At 63.4% G+C, this 18,856-nt stretch carries 18 protein-coding genes; 11 read left to right on the forward strand and 7 right to left on the reverse strand.

The genetic code is table 11. The features are described from left to right. Positions 1-131: 131 nt before the first annotated feature. The 4 genes from glmS to ASF04_RS14070 all read left to right on the forward strand — a co-directional run bounded on the left by glmS (position 132) and on the right by ASF04_RS14070 (position 4,777). Positions 132-1,961, forward strand: coding sequence for a glutamine--fructose-6-phosphate transaminase (isomerizing) (gene glmS / locus ASF04_RS14060; protein ID WP_056142696.1), 1,830 nt, complete (start codon positions 132-134; stop codon positions 1,959-1,961). A 145-nt stretch (positions 1,962-2,106) separates the two neighbouring features. Next, positions 2,107-2,736 carry a DUF2185 domain-containing protein gene (locus tag ASF04_RS26850; RefSeq protein WP_229205055.1) on the forward strand — a complete coding sequence of 210 codons (630 nt, stop codon included), beginning with the start codon at positions 2,107-2,109 and terminating at the stop codon, positions 2,734-2,736. 434 nt (positions 2,737-3,170) lie between these two features. Continuing rightward, complete coding sequence (locus ASF04_RS14065; RefSeq protein WP_162241442.1) at positions 3,171-4,166, forward strand: OmpA family protein; 996 nt, start codon at positions 3,171-3,173, stop codon at positions 4,164-4,166. After that, positions 4,163-4,777: a hypothetical protein gene (locus tag ASF04_RS14070; RefSeq protein WP_156368646.1), complete on the forward strand. Its 615-nt coding sequence runs from the start codon at positions 4,163-4,165 to the stop codon at positions 4,775-4,777. The genes ASF04_RS14065 and ASF04_RS14070 overlap by 4 nt, the downstream gene beginning before the upstream one ends. A gap of 155 nt (positions 4,778-4,932) precedes the next feature. On the opposite strand, the gene ASF04_RS14075 is transcribed toward ASF04_RS14070, so the two are convergent. Further along, positions 4,933-5,172, reverse strand: a complete 240-nt coding sequence (locus ASF04_RS14075) for a hypothetical protein (RefSeq protein ID WP_056142708.1) — start codon at positions 5,170-5,172, stop codon at positions 4,933-4,935. A gap of 74 nt (positions 5,173-5,246) precedes the next feature. On the opposite strand from ASF04_RS14075, the gene ASF04_RS14080 reads away from it, so the two are divergent. Further along, positions 5,247-6,674, forward strand: coding sequence for a PLP-dependent aminotransferase family protein (locus tag ASF04_RS14080; RefSeq protein ID WP_200931095.1), 1,428 nt, complete (start codon positions 5,247-5,249; stop codon positions 6,672-6,674). Here the strand turns inward: ASF04_RS14080 and ASF04_RS14085 are convergent. Continuing rightward, a complete protein-coding gene (locus ASF04_RS14085) occupies positions 6,622-7,899 on the reverse strand; it encodes an MFS transporter (RefSeq protein ID WP_056142711.1) in 1,278 nt (425 codons plus the stop codon). The two genes, ASF04_RS14080 and ASF04_RS14085, sit on opposite strands and share 53 nt — an antisense overlap. Positions 7,900-8,082: 183 nt before the next feature. Between ASF04_RS14085 and ASF04_RS14090 the strand changes: the two genes are divergently transcribed. From ASF04_RS14090 to ASF04_RS14110, 5 genes are all read left to right on the forward strand, one after another. Beyond that, complete coding sequence (locus ASF04_RS14090; protein ID WP_229205056.1) at positions 8,083-8,352, forward strand: helix-turn-helix transcriptional regulator; 270 nt, start codon at positions 8,083-8,085, stop codon at positions 8,350-8,352. Beyond that, complete coding sequence (locus tag ASF04_RS14095; RefSeq protein WP_056142714.1) at positions 8,349-8,780, forward strand: HipA N-terminal domain-containing protein; 432 nt, start codon at positions 8,349-8,351, stop codon at positions 8,778-8,780. The genes ASF04_RS14090 and ASF04_RS14095 overlap by 4 nt, the downstream gene beginning before the upstream one ends. A 69-nt stretch (positions 8,781-8,849) precedes the next feature. Next, positions 8,850-9,290, forward strand: a complete 441-nt coding sequence (locus ASF04_RS14100) for a DUF3597 domain-containing protein (RefSeq protein WP_056142717.1) — start codon at positions 8,850-8,852, stop codon at positions 9,288-9,290. A gap of 119 nt (positions 9,291-9,409) precedes the next feature. Continuing rightward, positions 9,410-11,344 (forward strand): arylsulfatase, encoded by a 1,935-nt coding sequence (locus ASF04_RS14105; protein WP_056142719.1) that lies wholly within the window; start codon positions 9,410-9,412, stop codon positions 11,342-11,344. A gap of 32 nt (positions 11,345-11,376) precedes the next feature. Continuing rightward, positions 11,377-12,582, forward strand: coding sequence for an SUMF1/EgtB/PvdO family nonheme iron enzyme (locus ASF04_RS14110; RefSeq protein WP_082488786.1), 1,206 nt, complete (start codon positions 11,377-11,379; stop codon positions 12,580-12,582). Here ASF04_RS14110 and ASF04_RS14115 read toward each other — a convergent pair. Beyond that, the gene (locus ASF04_RS14115; protein ID WP_056142723.1) at positions 12,546-14,051 is read right to left on the reverse strand and encodes a Fic family protein; all 1,506 of its coding nucleotides are present in this window, start codon (positions 14,049-14,051) and stop codon (positions 12,546-12,548) included. The two genes, ASF04_RS14110 and ASF04_RS14115, sit on opposite strands and share 37 nt — an antisense overlap. 96 nt (positions 14,052-14,147) lie before the next feature. Further along, a complete protein-coding gene (locus ASF04_RS14120; protein ID WP_056142726.1) occupies positions 14,148-15,158 on the reverse strand; it encodes an aldo/keto reductase in 1,011 nt (336 codons plus the stop codon). Between the two features lie 100 nt (positions 15,159-15,258). Here ASF04_RS14120 and ASF04_RS14125 point away from each other — a divergent pair, with 100 nt between their 5' ends. Next, positions 15,259-16,173: a LysR substrate-binding domain-containing protein gene (locus ASF04_RS14125; RefSeq protein ID WP_056142729.1), complete on the forward strand. Its 915-nt coding sequence runs from the start codon at positions 15,259-15,261 to the stop codon at positions 16,171-16,173. Here the strand turns inward: ASF04_RS14125 and ASF04_RS14130 are convergent. The 3 genes from ASF04_RS14130 to ASF04_RS14140 all read right to left on the reverse strand — a co-directional run bounded on the left by ASF04_RS14130 (position 16,145) and on the right by ASF04_RS14140 (position 18,803). Beyond that, the gene (locus ASF04_RS14130) at positions 16,145-17,326 is read right to left on the reverse strand and encodes an aminotransferase class V-fold PLP-dependent enzyme (RefSeq protein WP_056142730.1); all 1,182 of its coding nucleotides are present in this window, start codon (positions 17,324-17,326) and stop codon (positions 16,145-16,147) included. The two genes, ASF04_RS14125 and ASF04_RS14130, sit on opposite strands and share 29 nt — an antisense overlap. Positions 17,327-17,392: 66 nt before the next feature. Continuing rightward, entirely contained in the window at positions 17,393-17,854 is a 462-nt protein-coding gene (locus ASF04_RS14135) for a nidogen-like domain-containing protein (RefSeq protein ID WP_056142735.1), read from the reverse strand. A 28-nt stretch (positions 17,855-17,882) separates the two neighbouring features. After that, positions 17,883-18,803, reverse strand: coding sequence for a LysR substrate-binding domain-containing protein (locus ASF04_RS14140; RefSeq protein ID WP_056142737.1), 921 nt, complete (start codon positions 18,801-18,803; stop codon positions 17,883-17,885). Positions 18,804-18,856 lie beyond the last annotated feature (53 nt).

The following is an 18,856-nucleotide window of genomic DNA, read 5'->3' on the forward strand; positions in this document are numbered from 1 at the left end:
GCATTAAAATGAAATAATATTTCATGCTATCACAGTGCTGAAATAATATTTCATGGTAGTCAATAATTAGAAAGCATATTTCATCGAGTCTCCTCTAGGATGAACTCCTCAACTCATTGAAGAGGTTTCCCATGTGCGGCATCGTCGGCGCGGTAGCGCAACGTAATATCACCCCGATCCTGATCGAAGGCTTGAAGCGCCTCGAATACCGTGGCTACGACTCGTGCGGCGTGGCGCTGCACGTGGATGGCCAGTTGCAGCGCTCGCGCAGCACGTCGCGCGTGGCCGACCTGGAACAGCAGATCGAGCATACCCACCTGCACGGTTTTACCGGCATCGCCCACACGCGCTGGGCCACCCACGGCGCGCCGGCCACCCACAATGCCCACCCGCACTTCTCGCCGTCGGCCGACGTGGCGCGCATCGCACTGGTCCACAACGGCATCATCGAAAACCACGACGAGCTGCGCGCCGACCTGAGCGCGCTCGGCTACGTGTTCCAGAGCCAGACCGACACCGAAGTCATTGCCCACCTGGTGGACCACCTCTACAACGGCGACCTGTTCGAAACCGTGCAGCAAGCGGTGAAACGCCTGACCGGCGCCTACGCCATTGCCGTATTCGCCCGCGAAGAACCGCACCGCGTGGTGGCCGCCCGCCAGGGCTCGCCGCTGATCGTCGGCCTGGGCCAGGGCGAGAATTTTGTTGCGTCCGACGCCATGGCGCTGGCCGGCACCACCGACCAGATCATCTACCTCGAAGAGGGCGACGTGGTGGACCTGCAGCTGGGCCGCACCTGGATCGTCGATGTCAACGGCAAGCCGGTCCAGCGCGACGTCAAAACCGTGCACGCCCACACCGGCGCGGCCGACCTGGGACCGTATCGCCACTACATGCAGAAGGAAATCTTCGAGCAGCCGCGCGTGATCGGCGACACCCTGGAAGGCGTAATGACCGTCATGCCCGAGCTGTTCGGCGACGGCGCCCATGCCGTCTTCAAGCAGATCGACCGCGTGCTGATCCTGGCCTGCGGCACCAGTTACTACTCGGGCCTGACCGCCAAGTACTGGATCGAATCGGTGGCAAAAATCCCCGTCAACGTCGAGATCGCCAGCGAATACCGCTACCGCGACAGCGTGCCGCATCCGAACACCCTGGTCGTGACCATCTCGCAAAGCGGAGAAACCGCCGACACCCTGGCCGCGCTCAAGCACGCGCGCAGCCTGGGCATGGAACACACGCTCACCATCTGCAACGTGGCCACCAGCGCCATGGTGCGCGAATGCAAACTGGCCTACATCACGCGCGCCGGCGTGGAAGTGGGCGTGGCCTCCACCAAGGCGTTCACCACCCAGCTGGCCGGCCTGTTCCTGCTCACGCTGACGCTGGCGCAAGTCAACGGCCGCCTCTCCGACGAGCAGGAAGCGCAGCACCTCAAAGCCATGCGCCACCTGCCGGTAGCAATCGCCTCGGTGCTGGCATTGGAACCGTTGATCATGGCCTGGGCCGAAGATTTCGCCCGCAAGGAAAACGCCCTGTTCCTCGGTCGCGGCATGCACTACCCGATCGCGTTGGAGGGCGCGCTGAAACTGAAAGAGATTTCGTACATCCACGCCGAAGCCTATCCGGCCGGTGAACTGAAACACGGCCCGCTGGCGCTGGTGACCGAGGAAATGCCGGTGGTCACGGTGGCGCCGAACGACGCGCTGATCGAAAAACTGAAATCGAATATGCAGGAAGTGCGCGCCCGTGGCGGCCAGTTGTACGTCTTCGCCGACGTCGATTCGCGCATCACGCCGGGCGAAGGCGTCCACGTGATCCGCCTGCCCGAGCACTACGGCTTGCTGTCACCGATTTTGCACGTGGTGTCGCTGCAATTGCTGGCGTATCACACGGCGCTGGCGCGGGGGACGGATGTGGACAAGCCGAGGAATTTGGCGAAGTCGGTGACGGTGGAGTAAGCGAGCCGGAGTGGTTTGCGGCAGCTGTGGACGAACAATAAAGTCTGACACAACACAATGAAGTTCGACACAAGAGGCCAGGCCAGACATGCTTACAGGAACTTCCAGTTTCGGCTGCCAGCAGACGTTCGGAAATATCAAATGAATGGGTACCTTCATGCCTAGTTGGACACTGGAAAATGCAGATGAGACTGCCGCTGCTCATAAATATACTTTTTTTAAGTCGCCGCGTGAAACCATTGCGTTGGTTAAACCAGGTGATGTAGTAAAGTTGATTTTTGTTTTTGAATCCGAAAATCCTGAAGCGCCACGGGCAGAAAGAATGTGGGTTTTTGTAGACTCAATTGACCCTAATGGAAAATTTGTAGGACGCCTGAATAACCATCCAAGCTGGATTCAGGACTTAAAGCTTGATGACCAAGTTGCCTTCGATGCGTCTAATATCATCAATACCGAGCATGATGATGACGACAACTTGGTAGAACGCTACATTAAGCGATGCTTCGTCACAAATCGAATATTGACGGATGGGGCACGAGTTGGCTACTTATATCGTGAGCCCCCCGACAATGAACGCGATAGCGGTTGGCGTTTTACTGCAAATGACGAATCTGACGAATATATGGAAGATTCAAACAACTTAGCCTTTGTGTCTATCGGTGCTGTGCTTTCCAAAGACGACTCTTTTATTCATCTGCTCGACTCTCCAGAGGGAAGTTCATTTATTTTTGATGTGCCAACTCAATCGTTCGTCGAGCTTAATGAGGACGAGTAGTTTGGTTGGCCGCAGTTGAAATGGGGAATCCGGCTCGAAGGTCCGAATTGGGGCCAGGCTGTGTGAAAACTTCAAATCTCAAAATATTCGTGGGTAGGGTTACCATTCCCAACACCGCCGATTTACGAAACGGAGCCCTGCACCAAACCGGGCTTGCCATGCGCACGGCGGCGATGAGCTAAGTGGGCACGATTGGCCTCCAGTCACAATCTGCGATGATGTTGTACTGAAAAATGTTATATTTACAATTAGTGGCAGAATCTGCCTGTCATGAGACCCAAGACATATACCGTTTTGGCACGGATCGGTAACAGCGCGTGCTGACGCCGGTATCCAATCGATTAACCGCGTCAATCCGACGTTCAGCCCCCATGAAATTGCATCTGCCACTCGTTTTTGTAATAGCCATTGCACTGATCGCCTGCAAACCCAAAGTGTCCGCCGACAGCGCACCGCCGCCGGAGCCTGCTGCCGCTGCGCCAGCCAGTACAGGCAACAGCGCCAGCGTCGCCAGGCCTGCACCGGCTGCCGAAGCTGCCAAGCCGTTCGATATCGGCCAGGTGCCGGTGACCAGTGCGGCGTTGCCGGCGTTTCCGTATATCGGTATTCCAGCCGAGTTGAAAGGTGCTGCCAGGAGCGACGAGGTGGTGCAGTTCGACAGGATCCACGTGGTGGCCGGGAACGGCCTGCGTCCGGTGGAAGGCAAGATCTCGCGCCGCTATTTCTCGATCAATGAGATCGGCATGTCGCCGCTCGGTGCGCACCGCAACTATGAAGCGGTGTTGAAGCAACTGGGCGCGACGCGTGTCGACACCGTATCGCCGGCGGACCCGTCGTTCATCGAAGCCAATGGCGGAGAGCTTGAAGCCATCCGCAAGAAAATGCGGTTGATTGGCGGACCGGACCGTTCGGACGAGGCGGATATTCCGGGCTTCGAGCAGTACCTGCTGCGCACGCCGTCGAGCAATATCTGGATGTCGTTCTACCTGTTTGACGGCAGTCTGAATCTGGGGCTGATCGTGGTCGAGGAAAAAGCGCTGCAGCAAAGCGTAGCGCTGATGCCGGCCGCGCAGATGGCGACGGCGCTGGAAAAAGATGGCCATGTCGCGCTGTACCTGAACTTCGACACGGACAGCGACGTCATTCGTCCGGACAGCCTGCCGGCTGTCGATGAAATCGCCAAACTGCTCAAGGCCGATCCAAACCTCAAGCTCAAGGTCGAAGGGCATACCGATACCGATGGCGACGCTGCCCATAACAAGCAGCTCTCGCTGGCGCGGGCGCAGTCGGTGGTCAAAGCGATCACTGCCAGAAGCATCGGTGCAACCCGTTTGCAGCCGGTCGGCGTAGGCGCCGAGCGGCCACTGGCCGACAATAAGACGGATGAGGGCAAGGCCCGTAACCGTCGCGTCGAACTGGTGCGCACGTGAAGCGCCCGGCACTCACACCGCTTGGTGCGGTCATGCTGGCCGGGGCGCTGGTCTTGCCAGCCTCTGCCATGACCGATCCTGCCTCGGTACCCATCACGCGCGCCACCTTGCCGGCGTTCCCTTTCGTGCCACCGCCAGCAGGCTCGCCCAAACCTTTCAGCGAAGATGCGGTCACCTGGGAACGGGTGTACGTGCTGACGGGCGAGCGATTGGTGCCGATCGAAGGGCGCTACTACCGGCGCCTGTTTTCAGCCAAGTCAGCCGGCGCAAGCGAGGCGGCGGTGCTGCAGTATTACGGGCAAAAAATCAGCGACCTCGGCGGCGTCAAGCTCGCTACGTTCACGAAGGACAACGACGCCGTGCTGCGCCAGAGCGGGCTGGAACCAAAGCGGGCTTTCGAGAAGCTGCACCATTTCACTGGAAGCAGCATCATCGAGCAGTACCTGATTCGCAGCGCCAAGGGGAATATCTGGATCAGCGTCGGTATCTTCGACGATGGACTCAATGGCAGCCTGGTCGTCGTCGAAGAGCAGCCGTTCAAACAGACCGTCGCACCGCTGCCAAGCGTAGGTGGGGCCAGGTCTGACACCAGGACAAAACCACTGCAGTGATTCCATTAATGATGAGTTCTGCCTAGCCGACGTTGGGATGACAGGCAAGAGTAGCCGTTGATTGCCGGTCGGATAGGTCCGAGGAACTCGCAGGTTGTGTCAAACTTTATTGTTCGTCCACATGTGCATCGCTGCCAGCCGACCAATCTTTACCATCAAGAAAAGCTCAACTCCATCCCCATCATCCTGATCATCAGGAACGTCGCCAGCCCCACCCCAAGAAGCCCCAGCACAAAGATCACCACCACTTTGCCCCCCGCACGCAGCACCGCGCGCCGCTCGTTCACCGACACCTTCTTGCCCTGGTCGTAATGCCACTTGATGGCGTAGTACATCCCCGTGCCCAGCACGAGAAACTTGAATATTACGAAAACTATCGGGATCCAATCCATCATTTTTCCAGGTGATTACGTGACACTGTCGATTTGAAGCATACTACTGAAAAACAATTTCCATACATCGAGACAAAATGTCCCAGGCGAAAACCATACAAGATGGACATTTGACTGGCTGGTTGCCGCGCCTGGTCGCGAACCAGGGGCCACGGTTTTTGCAGATTGCCGATGCCTTGCAGGCGGCGGTGGCGGACGGATCGTTGACGCCCGGTGACCGGTTACCTCCCCAGCGTCAGCTGGCCGCCCAGCTGAACGTGGACCTGACGACGGTCACGCGCGCCTACGACGAAGCCAGGCGCCGCAACCTGCTGGAGGGGCGCGGTGCGCGCGGCACGTATGTCGCAGCGCCGAAAGTCGAATTGACTTCGATTCTCGACCTCAGCATGAATACCCCGCCACCGCCCGCTGGCGTGGACTTCGACGACCTGTTGAAACAAGGTTTGTCGCAAGTGCTGATGCGGGCCGATGCGGAATTGCTGATGACCTACCACCTGGCCGGCGGCAGCGATTCCGACCGCAAGGCAGGCGCCACCTGGCTCGCACCAATGTTCGGACACCTGGATGCCCGGCAAGTGATTGTCTGCCCGGGGGCGCAGGCGGCGATTGCCGCATCGATCCTGGCGCTGACGGCGCCTGGCGATATGATCCTGGCCGAGCCGGCGAGCTATCCCGGCTTGCTTGCCGCAGCCACCCAGTTCGGCCGGAGAGTCATCGCGGTGGCAGCGGACCAGCACGGGATGGTGCCGGAAATGCTCGAGCAAGCGTGCCGCCAGCACCAGCCCGCGCTGGTGTACCTCAATCCCACCTTGCAGAACCCCACTTCCATCACCATGCCCGAGCACCGGCGCCAGGCGCTTGCCAGCATCGCCAGGCGCTGCAAGGTACGCATCGTCGAGGACGATCCCTACTGGCTGCTTGCCGATGCCCCGCCGCCACCGGTTGCCACGTTTGCGCCGGAACAGGTGGTGTACATCTCGACCCTGTCGAAATGTTTGACGCCCGGCTTGCGCGTCGCATTTGTGCTCATACGCAACCCGCAGGAACGCGAGCGCTTTTTGGACGCACTCCGATCGTTTGCGCTGATGACAGCTCCGCTGACGGCTGCGCTGGCCACGCAGTGGATCCTCGACGGCTCGGCCAAAAGATTGATGGAAGGCGTGCGCAACGAGGCGCGCCTGCGCCACCGGATGGCCCGCACTATCCTGGCGGGACGGTACAGCGGCTCTGGTGACGGCCTGCACGTATGGCTCGAGTTGCCGGCGTATTGGAACTCCGCGCAGCTGGCGCGCGCTGCCCGCAGCGAGGGGATCGCCGTCACGCCGGCCGAGGCATTTGCAACCGGCACTGAATCCGTGAATGCCATCCGGATTTCGCTGGGGAGCATCAAGGACCGGGGCCGTCTGCAGGCAGGCCTGCAACGGCTGTCTCACCTGCTGGCGCAGCGTTCGGTCACTCCGGAATCGGCTTCGTCACCAGGAACAGATACGACATCGCCCCCATGAACGCAATCCCCGCCCCTGCCAGCAACGCCGGCACGAACGACCACGTCTGCGCGATGTAACCGGTGAGGATCGGCGCGAGCGCACCGCCGAGGAAGCCGCCGAAGTTTTGCAGCGCACCCAATGAGGCCACCCGGCTTGGCGGCGCCGCCACCGTCGCCAGCGACCACGCGCAGGCCGACGAGGCGTTGGCCAGGAAAATCACGATCGAGATGCACGCCACCGCGACCAGATTGCTGTCCACCAGCGCCGCCGGAATGGTAAACACCACCATGCCCAGCGTGGCGATCACCACCGCGTTGCGGCGACCGGTCACCGGCGAAGACGCCGCGCGCGCCACGCGGTCGGAAGCCCAGCCGGCGATCAGCGCGCCGGCAAAGCCGCACATGAACGGCACCGACGCCGCCAGTCCCGCATACGCCAGGTCCATGTGGCGCTCGGTGCGCAGGTAGCCGGGCAGCCAGGTCAGATACACCCAGTTCAGGTACACCGAACCGAAGAAGCCGAGCATCATGCCCCACGTCACGCGGTAGCGGAACAGCGCCAGCCACGAGGCGAAGTTCGCCTTGGGGGCGGCAGCAGCCACCTCGTCCACTTCGAGATAGGCTTGCTCTGCGGCCGTCATGTCGGCGCGCACCGGGTCGCGGTACAGCACCACCCACACCAGCGCCGCCACCAGGCCCATGGCGCCGGTGATGAAGAAGGCCCAGTGCCAGCTGGTGGCGATGATCAGGGGCGCGAGCACCAGCGGCGCCAGCGCCACGCCCAGCGGCGAGGCCGAGTTGTAGATGCCGGTCGGCGTGCCGCGCGCGCGTGCCGGGAACCAGTTGCTCACCACGCGCGCCGCCGCCGGAAACTGCGGCGCTTCGCCGATGCCCAGCGCAATCCGCGCCAGCACGAAGTAGCCGAACGTGGCCGCAAAACCGCCGGCCGCCTGCGCCAGCGACCACACCACGAGGCCGCCGCCAAGCAGCCAGCGCGGCCCGATCTTGTCCACCAGCGCACCCACCGGCAACTGGCACAGCGCATAGCTCCACGAAAACGCCGACAGCAGCAATCCCATCTGCCCCAGCGACAGTCCCAGGTCGGCGCGGATGTATTCGTTGGCCACGGCCAGCGTGGCGCGGTCGAGGTAGTTGATCACGCCGCAGACGACCAGCAGCACCAGCGAAAGTTGCTGGCGGCGCAGGATGCGGGTGGGGGTCTCGTTATAGGTATTATTTTTCATGGGGTGCGAGTATAGCGGCAGTTGCTTCAAGTGAAAGGAATGCGCAGGGTTTTCAGGCACGTCGTGCTATTGTTTCCCGATACCGAAACATCGGACGAAAACCCGATAGCCGCAGCTAAATTTCTGAAAGTGGAAACTATGGCGCGAAAACTACGTCCTCCTGGGCCCCCACAGAGTGCCCAGGTGAGTCAACTTGAAGACTTGGGGTTACTGGTTCGCAACCGGCGGCTGGCACTCGAACTGCGCATCGACGACGCTGCTCATGCATGCGGCGTCTCGCCGAGCGTGATGTCGCGCCTGGAAAACGGCGGCGCCATCGGTGCTGATCGCCTGCTGCTGGTGTTGGCCGGACTCGGTCTCACCATGCTGGTCACGACCAGGGAAATCGCAATTAGTGCCCGCCAGTCATGGCTGTACGATGACGACGACCGCCCGGCGGAGCGTCAACCATGAGCCATACCCTGCACCTTGCCTCTCAGGGCCAGCAGGTGGGCCAACTCGGCTTCGACGCGCAACGCAACCATTACAGCTTCCGCTATCACCGGGCGTGGCAGGACGGCGCCAACGCGTTTTATGTGGCCCCGGCCCTGCCTTTCATCGCCGCAGAGCATCTGGAGCCGGTGCGACGCATGATTACCGACGAGGAATTGAACGAGCGCATATGCCGGCGAGATGCCAGGACGCCGCCGAAGCAATTGGCGCGTGAAATCATCCGCATGGCTCGTGCAACCGCCAAGCTCGCGCCGATGCAGGCCGCGCTTGGCGTGTACATCGGTGCGGAGGTCGATCTGGTGCGTCAAATTTCCGCTTACGTCTGCGCCCAGGCGCGGCGTCTGCTCGACATCGCCGATCAGATCGCCAAGGTGGACGTACGCTGTTAGCTCCCGCACAGACCCCCCGCCCCCAACCGGTATGCTGATCCCTTACACCCACCCACAGGAGATCCCGACATGGGCATACTGAGCAACATCTTCCACAAAATCTTCCCGGCCTCGCACCCGGCCATCGCCCAGGCGCCGCAAGGCACCACTGTACCGGCGCCGGCCAACCCTGCCGCTGTGCCAACCGCCCCGGCGTCACCTTCCGTGCCTGCCGCAGAGACCACCGCAGCGCCAGCGGCCGTGCACCTGTCCGAAGTGGACGTGGAGTCCATCCTCAACACCAAGGCGCAGCAAGCCGGCCAGCCGCTCAACTGGCGCACGTCGATTGTCGATCTGCTGAAATTGCTTGACCTCGACAGCAGCCTGCAATCGCGCAAGGACCTGGCGCAGGAACTGCACTACAGCGGCGACACCGGCGACTCGGCCAAGATGAACATCTGGCTGCACCGCCAGGTCATGAACAAGCTGGCGGAAAATGGCGGCAAGGTGCCGGCCGACTTGAAAGACTAGCCGGCAACCGCGCAGCAGGCAGGGCATGTAAAAACCGCATGAGCTAAGTCGAAATGCTTCGTTTCTGATCACCTCGATAACATTTATTCTTTGCACACTTTTCATCCGCAAGGAATACCATGCCCGCTCCACGCCTGCTGCGCGTCCTCCAACGAAGCCTGATCGGCCTGTCCGTCACCAGCGCCCTGGTGCTTGCCGGCTGCAGCGAGTCCGCCAAGGCGCCGCTGTCCGAAGCGCCGCCGGCGATCAAGAAAAAGCCGAACATCCTGTACATCATGGCCGACGACCTCGGCTATTCCGACCTCGGCGCCTTCGGTGGCGAGATCGAGACGCCCAACCTCGACGCGCTGGTCAAACAGGGACGGTTGCTGACCAACCACCACACCGGCACCGTCTGCGCCATCACGCGCGCCATGCTGGTGTCGGGCACCGACCACCACCTGGTGGGCGAAGGCCACATGGGCGCGCCCAACGATGAACGGCGTGGCTTGCCCGGCTACGAAGGCTTCCTCAACGACAGCTCGCTGTCGTTTGCCCAGCTGCTGCGCGATAACGGCTATCACACGTACATGGCCGGCAAGTGGCACCTCGGTTCCGCGATTGCCGGCGGCGCCGTCACCACTGCCGGCAAGACGCCGGACCAGTGGGGTTTCGAGCGCAGCTACGCGCTGCTGGCAGGCGCCGCCGCCAACCATTACGCCCACGAACGCGAAGGCTCCACCAACTACACGGAAGACGGCAAGTTCGTGCAGCCGGGCCAACCGGGCCAGCCCGGCAGCGCCGGCGGCGAACCGTTTTATTCGACCGATTTTTATACCAAACGCCTGATCTCTTACATCGACAGCAACAAGGCCGACGGCAAGCCGTTCTTTGCGTATGCTGCCTACACGTCGCCGCACTGGCCGCTGCAAGTGTCGGAGCCGTGGCTGTCGAAGTACAAGGGCAAGTACGACGCCGGCTACGAGGCCGTGCGCGATGCGCGCATCGCCCGTCAGAAGCAGCTCGGCATCATCCCGGCCGATTTCACGCCGTACGCGGGTGCGCCGGAAACCACGTCGCGCAGCCCTGCCACCGCCGGCTTCAATACGGCCAGTGCCAAGTACATCAACGCCAACAACGGCATGGCGCAGGGCTATGCCGATTACGGTCCGGGCAAGGTCAACAAGAAGTGGGCCAGCTTGACCGAGCTGGAAAAGAAGGCGCAAGCGCGCTACATGGAAATCTACGCCGGCATGGTCGATAACCTCGACCACAACATCGGCCTGCTGATCCAGCATTTGAAGGACATCGGCGAATACGACAACACCTACATCATGTTCCAGTCCGATAACGGCGCCGAAGGCTGGCCGATCGACAGCGGCGCCGACCCCAGGCTGACCGACGAAGCCAACGCCACCGAACCGGTGTACGCCACGCTGGGCACCGACAACGGCGCCCAGGCAGCCAAGCGCCTGCAATACGGCTTGCGCTGGGCCGAAGTGAGCGCCACGCCGTTCCGCCTGACCAAGGGCTATGCCGGCGAAGGCAGCGTTGCCACGCCGCTGATCGTGCGCCTGCCGGGCCAGACCGCGCGTCTGCCCAACCTGAGCGCCCTCACCCACATTACCGACAACACCGCGACGTTCCTGGCGCTGGCCGGCGTAACGCCGCCCACGCAAGCGGCACCGGCCGCCGTCGATGCCGGCGGCGTCGATCGCAACCGGGGCAAGGTGGTGTACAACGGCCGCAACGTCTATCCCGTCACCGGCAAGTCGCTATTGCCGCTGCTGCAAGGCAGCACCGCCAGCGTACGCACCGAACCGCTCGGACATGAATCATACGGCCGCGCCTACCTGATCAGCGCCGACGGCAAGTGGAAGGCGCTGTGGAACGAACCGCCGACAGGTCCGCTCGACGGCCGCTGGCAACTGTACGACCTCACCCGCGACCGCGGCGAGACCACCGACGTCGCCGCGCAAAACCAGGCGCTGACCAACACCATGGTCGGAGAGTGGCAGCAATTCATGCAGCGCGTGGGCGGCGTGGAGCCACTGAAGCCGCAGGGCTATTACTGATGGGCGTGGCGTCACGCAGCAGGGCCTGGCGCATGGCGTTGCCAGCGCTGGCCTTGGGAACCGCCCTGCTGGCACTGGTCTGGCATACCAGCGCCAGCACCGGTACCAGCAGCGATAACGGCACCGGCAGCAGCAGCGATACCGGCCGCAGCACCGGCGGCAAAGGCAACGGCAACGGCAACGCGATTGCCGGAGCACCGGCGGCCAAGCTGGGCAGCGATCCATTGTGCGCCGCCTACAGCGGCCTGCCCGCCGGCTGGGGCGCCGATCCTCACGCGGGCATGGTGCAGGTGAAAGGCGGCAGCTTCATTTTCGGCAGCGAACGCGGCTATCCGGACGAGCGTCCCGCGCAGCCGGGCGCCACCCGCGTTGCGGGCTTCTGGATCGACCGCACGGAAGTGACGCAAGCGCAGTTTGCCGCGTTCGTGGCAGCGACCGGTTATGTGACGGAAGCGGAGCGGCAAGGCGCCGGCGTGGTGTTCCATGTGCCGACAGCGGAAGAACTGCAGCAACGGCCGTATGCCTGGTGGACGCTGGAAAAAGGCGCGCAGTGGCGCACGGCGCAAGCTGCCGCGCCATCGCCAGCATTGGCATCGGCATCGGCATCAGCATCAGCCCCGGTCAAAGTACCAGGCGGCCACCTGCCAGTGACCCTGGTCACGCAAGCCGACGCCCTGGCCTACGCGCGCTGGCTGGGCCGCAATCTGCCCACCGAGGCGGAATGGGAATATGCCGGCAAGGCCGGCCGCAGCGACAATCAACTCGACACCGCGCCGACGGACACCGAAGGCAAGCCCGCCGCCAACTACTGGCAAGGCGCGTTTCCGCAACTCGATGTCGCCGCTGACGGCCATGCGGGCGTCGCCCCCGTAGGCTGCTACGCGCCCAACGGCTTCGGCCTGTACGACATGATCGGCAACGTCTGGGAATGGACGCAGGACCCCTACACCGGTCCGCGCCAGCCGCACGCCAATGGCGATACCGCCGTCGCAGCCAGCCGCATCGCCGGTGCCGGCAATGCGCCCAAAGCGCCTAACGCCACCAATGCCGCCAACGCCACGATGGTGATCAAGGGCGGCTCATTCCTGTGCGCCCCAGACTACTGCGTACGCTACCGAGCCTCGGCGCGCGAGTCGCAGGAACGCGACCTGGCCGCAGCGCACATCGGCTTTCGCACGGTGCAAAGGGACCTCACTGCCGCTCACCTGGATGTCGTGTCGGGGAAGATCAGCCGATAATTGCGCAAATCTTCCTGAAACGCATTACACCCCGCAAGTTGCATCTGGACGTCGTGCAGCGGCTGCTCGTACTCGAAGCGCGATGTCCAGTCATGGGCACGCGTCATGCTGCGCACATACGGGCTGGCATCGCGGTCGTTCGACAGTCGCTTGATGGGTAACAGATAGTCTTCGCGATACACGGTGGGTACGATGATCCGGCAAATGCCAGCCGCGCTGAGTATGCAATTCATCGCCAGCCGGGCCGTGCGTCCGTTGCCGTCCTTGAACGGGTGGACTTCCGACACGACGAACATCGTCATCAGTGCGCGTGCCACCGGGTCAGTCAATGCACGAATACGCTCGTAGCCTTCGACCAGGGTTCCTGGCACCAGTTCGGGCAAGACGAATAGTGTGTTGCCTGCCATGTTGCGCTGTTCTTTCCATTGACCCGGTAGTTGGTCGGGACGCGTCTGCATGACGAGGGCGTTGACGCATTTGAGCCAGCCGAGAAAGTCTTGCGCAGTTGCCGCCGGCTGGTTGCGCCATGGCGCTGCGTTCGCGGCCTGGAAAGTGCCGAGAATGGCATGCGAATCCTGCGAGCGGTTGGCAATGATCGCACCCTCGAACACGATCTGCTTGGCCTCGGCCACCTCGAACGTGGTGCCTTCGATAAAATTCGAAAAATATGCTTCGAAGAAAGCAAAATTTTCCAGCGCCGTCCCCTTGCTGGCAGGATCGGCCGGGTGCGCAAATATCTCGGCAGCCAGCGCGCGCTGCAGCATATCGAACAGGTCGAGCCGGTCCGGATCGTAAGGCTTGCCGGCTGCGCGCGCCAGCGCCAGCTTGCTGTGCAATTTTTTTTCCGCGTGCGTGCCAAGCAGCGCGCCGATCAAGCTGTCGAGACGCTTGCCCTCTGCGGCCATCCCCAGTAATGCGGCGACGCTGCGTGCATGGTCGCGCAGCGCATTGAGTTTGAAGTCGCCCCGCACGGTCAGAATTTTATCGAGCCGGGCTTCGATGTCGGCTTGCGGGAGTACCCGGTTCACCGCACCGCGCGCGGTACCCATGTTTTCAAGAAAACCTCGTGCTTCGCCAGGAAGGTAGATTTGCCTGTGTAACAAGTCGGCGTTGGAGTGTTCCAGCAAAGGTGGCTGGTCCGCGCCCGGGTATACCTCGACCACGAGGCCGGGCAGGTGCAGCGTGCGCCGCGTGCTGGCGCGGCGTACGTGAATAACCCCTGCTACGGGCCGGTGTTCGATTGCGGAGCGATATGCCAACACAGCTGCTGGCAGCAGGTGGCTGATGAGCGCCGCCCAGTTGCGAACTACGATGGCCTCGAGCGGGCTGTCCAGGTTAGTCGTGTACACCCCGGCGTAGATGCGCCTGAGCGTACCCGCATCCACTTGACGGGCCAGGGTCCGCTGCAGCGCCGCATTACCGTCGGTGAACAGGACTTCTGCAGTGTCGGTGTCTGAAAACTGTGCCATTGTTTCCCCCTGCCTCGTTCGAATGACTGAAAAGCAGAGGAATTATGGCACTTTATGACCGAAAACTAGCGGTTTCTCTCCGGTTGCCGTCGATCTTCATGCGCCCGGCAACGGCGCCAGCGCCGATACCAGCCCCTGCTCGCGCAACTCCTGCCAGAACGCTGCCGGCACCACCTGGCGCAGTGCGGCCTGGTCTTCCAGCAGGCGCTCGGGGCGGCTGGCGCCCGGGATCACGCTGGCCACTGCCGGATGCGCCAGCGCGAACTGCAAGGCGGCGGCCTTGATGCTGATGCCGTGGCGGGTGGCCAGTGCGGTCAGGCGTGCCACTTTCTCGACGATGGCAGGCGGCGCCTTGGCGTATTCGAAATGCGTGCCGCCGGCCAGGATGCCCGAGCTGTACGGACCGCCAACCACGATGTCCACGTGTTGCGCGGCGGCGGCCGGCATCAGGCGTTGCAGCGCGCGCTCGTGGTCGAGCAGCGTGTAGCGGCCGGCCAGCAGGAAGGCGTCCGGCTTCGGTTCGTCCAGGTCGAGCGTCAATTCCAGCGGCTCGACGCGGTTCACGCCCAGCCCCCAGCCCTTGATCACGCCTTCGTCGCGCAGGCGGTCCAGCACGCGGAAGGCGCCGGTGCGGGCGATCTCGTATTGCGCCAGCCATTCGTCGCCAAAGAAATCCTGGGCCACGTCGTGCACCCAGACAATGTCGAGGCGGTCGGTCTTGAGGCGCTGCAGGCTTGCGTCGATCGAGCGCAGCGTGGCGTCGGCGCTGTAGTCGTTGACGATCTTGTTTTTCAGGCCGAACTCGAACAGGCCGCCCTTCTCTCCCATGTCGCGCGCCAGCGGGTCTTCCAGTTCGTCGAGGATGACGCGGCCGGTCTTGGTGCTCAGGACGTATTCGTCGCGCGGCCGGCGGGCCAGCGCTTCGCCGAGGCGGATCTCGGCCAGGCCGGCGCCGTACAGCGGTGCGGTGTCAAAAAAGCGGATGCCCTGGTCCCAGGCCGCATCGACCGTGGCGATCGCCTCGGCCGGGGCAATGTCGCGGTACATATTGCCCAGCGGGGCGGTGCCGAAGCCGAGTTTGCCTTGCAGTTGTTCACGAATGCTCATGGTGTGCTCCTGGTGGATGAGTGAATGAGACCAGTGTAAATTGACTTTAACAGACCGTCCAAGACATAATTTGCTCACCTTAAGTCCTGATGGGTCTGACATGCTCGATATTCGCCAGTTGCAATACTTCGTCGCCGTGGCCGAGGAAGAACACGTGGGGCGTGCCGCCGAGCGCCTGCACATCTCGCAGTCGCCGCTGAGCCGGCAGATCGCCCAGCTCGAGGAAAAGCTGGGATTGACCCTGTTCGAGCGCAGCTTGCAGCGCATCCGCCTCACCCGCGACGGCCGCACCTTCCTCACCGAAACCCGCGCCTTCCTGGTCCATGCCACGCGCCTGGAAGCCATGGCGCGCCGCCTGGGCCGCGGTGACGAGGGCGGGCTGTGCATTGGCTACATCGACAACGCCATGCACGCCGGCGTGCTGCCCGATGGCCTGCGCACGCTGCGTGCGGAGCGCCCGCAAGTGCACGTGGCGCTCTACAACCTGCATTCGGCCGAGCAGGTCGAGGGACTGCGCCAGCGCAGCCTCGATATTGCCCTGTTATGCGAACCGCCGGCGCCCGATGACGCCGATCTCGATTGCGCGCTGGTGCGCAGCGAGCCGATGCTGCTGGCGCTGCCCGACTCGCACCCGCTGGCCGCGTTGCCCGCGCTGGCGCCGGCCGACCTGGCGGCGCAGGACTGGATCCTGGTGCGGCACAAGGAGACCGCGCTCCAGCACGACAACTTCATCGCCGAGTGCGCGCGGGCCGGCTTTACGCCGCACGTGCGCATGGAAGCGACCGAGCCGATGACGGCACTGGGACTGGTCGGCGCGGGTCTGGGCATCGCCATGGTGCAGCAGGGTTTGCGGCACCAGGCGCCGCCCGGCGTGGTGCTGCGCGAACTGCCGTGGTTCAGCTACCGCACGCCGCTATGGGTGGCCTGGCACCGCATCAATTTGCGGCCGCTGGTGGCAGACTTCCGCGCCATGCTGCTCGCTGGCGTCACCGCGCTGACGCCGCCAGCCCGATAATTGCCGCCGCCAGCGCATCGACATCCTGTGCGCGGGTATAGACGTGCGGCGTTACCCGCACCAGTGACACCTCGCCCAGCTGGCGCACCACGGTGAAGATGCGATGCTCGTCCATCAGCCGCCGCGCCACGTCAGCCGCCGCCATGCCGTCGATGCCGAAGGCGCCCAGCGCGCAGTGGCGCGCCGGATCGGCGGGCGTGTACAGGCGCACGCCGGGCACGTGGCGCACCGCGTCCATCCAGCGCCGCGCCAGCCAGCGCAGGCGCGCTTCCTTGTTGGCTGTGCCGATCTGCGCGTGGAACGCCAGCGCATCCTCGATCGCCATGACCGGCGCCGGCGGCACCGCGCCCACGTGCCCCAGCTTGTCGATATCGCCGGCGGCATGGGTGGTGTCGGCGTAAAACGGCGCGATGTCGGCAATGCGTTCGCGCGCGATGTACAGCAGCCCCGTACCCAGCGGCGCGCCCACCCACTTGTGCAGGTTGGCGACGACGAACTGCGCGCCCAGTTGCGGCACCCGGTAGTCGAGCTGCGCCAACGAATGGGCAGCGTCGATGATGACGTCGATGCCGCGTGCGCGCGCCATGGCCGCCAGCGCCGCCACCGGCATGATCTGGCCCGTGCGGTGCACGATGTGGGTGAGCAGCACCACCCGCGTATGCGGCGTGATGGCGGATTCGTATGCGGCCACGATGGCGGCGTCGCTGACAGCATCGAGCGGGACGTCCACCGGCGCCGGCACCACGCCGCGCCGTGCAGCCAGGGTGGCGACGATGTCGAGCGCGCTGTCGTAGTCGTGGTGGGCGTACACGATGGCATCGCCGGGTGCGAACGGATAGCCCTGCAACACGATGTTGAGCGACTCCACGGCGCTGCGCGTGATCAGCAGTTCATCGGCATCGACGCCGGTGAATGCGGCCAGCGCCTGGCGCACCTGTGCCAGGCGGTCGGGCCAGCGCTGGCGCAGGAAATAGCTGCTTTCGGCATCGACTTCGTCCTGGTAGCGGCGCAAGGCGGCGCGCACCGGGTTGGCGGGCATGCCGAAGTAGCCGTTTTCCAGGTTGATGAAGTCGGGTGATGGGGCGTACTGCGCGCGGACCGCGTCCCAGAACGCGGTGTCGTCGGCAGCGACGCTGGTGATTGGTAATGGCACTGTGGACTCCCGTGGCAAGCCGCACCGGGCGGCGCGGCGTTGCCAGGAAGTGTACGCGAGGTGGTGCTAGCGCATCAAACGGCGGCCTTGCTGCGCTGGCGACGGCGGCTCATGGCGCCCCACCAGGCCCAGGCCGGCAACCAGCATGGCGTAGGTTTCCGGTTCCGGCACGGCGGTGATCACGCCATTGCGCACCTGGAACAGGTATTGGCCGGTGACGCCGTTGTTGGTGCCGGCGGCAAGCGAGTGGATGCCGCCATCGAGCAGCGCGCCGTTGACCAGCGAGCTGGCCAGCTGATTGTAGGTGCCGGCCGCGCCGCTGCCGTTAGCAAAGCCCACCGAGGCCGAAATGCCGCCGAGGCCGTCAACGCCCAGGTCCGCTTCACCGGTTTCCCACTGCACCTGGTCGTAGTTGAAATAAATGTCGAAGTTGCCGGCGCCGGTGGCGTTGCGATCGACCAGGATCAGCTGGAAGGTATTGAGCTTGTCGTCGCGTGACGCGAAGTAGCCGACCTGGTTCCAGGTCACGCCTCATCATTTATTCAAATTGATCACCTCAGTGATTTCTTTCCAGCCATGCGTCCAGCCCGGCCAGGTCCGCCGCCAGCCGCGTGCGCAGGGTAGCCAGCAGTTGCTGGGCGAACGGTGTCAGCGGCCGTCCTGCCGGCATGGCCAGCTGGCAGCCGTAAGCGAGGGTTTCCGAAAAGCGCCGCAGCACGATGTCGCGGCCCGCGTAATCGAGCGCGGTGACCGGGTTGACGATGGCGATGCCCACGTTGTGGCGTACCAGCTCGCATAAGCTGATCGTATACGGTGTCTCGACAACGGTCTCGGGCACCACGCCGTGGGCGCGGAAGATGGCGTCGAGCCGCACGCTGGCGCCGTCCTCGGGATTGAGCGCCAAAAACGGGTAGCGCGCCAGGTCGCTCGGGCGTATCACCTTCTTGCGCGCCAGCGGGTGTGTCAACGGCAGCGCCACCACGCCGTTGTAGCGTGCGAACACCGAGTGTTCCAGACCATCTGCGCTCACTTCGTCAGCCATCAGGCCAATATCGGCCTCGCCCGCCAGCAGGCGCGCGCGCACGTCGCGCGACGACATGATCTGCAATGACACCGTTACCTTGCGCTCGCCAAGCTTCAATTCGCTCAGCACGCGCGGCAGGAAACCCACGCCCATGCCCGGCAGGCTGGCGATGCGGATGCGGTTGACGCCGAACTGGCGCAGGCTGCGCAGCCGGTGCTCGATGGCATCGAGCCCGACGAAGCAGCGGTGCACCTCGGCCAGCAGCGCTTGTGCCTCCTGAGTGGGTACCAGCTTGCCGCGCACGCGCTCGAACAGCGCCAGGCCCGCATGAGTTTCCAGCTTGCGCAGCGACAGGCTCACGGCCGGTTGCGTCAGGTTGAGCAGGCGCGCCGCCTTGCTGGCGGAGCCGGCCGTCATCACGGCGCGGAAGATCTCGATTTCACGGAGCAGCATGGGAGTGATCAGGTCAGGGTATAAGCCCAGTTTATAGTTTGCGAAGTCGCGCT

Source organism: Duganella sp. Leaf61 (assembly GCF_001421905.1).
Lineage (GTDB): Bacteria > Pseudomonadota > Gammaproteobacteria > Burkholderiales > Burkholderiaceae_D > Rugamonas > Rugamonas zoogloeoides.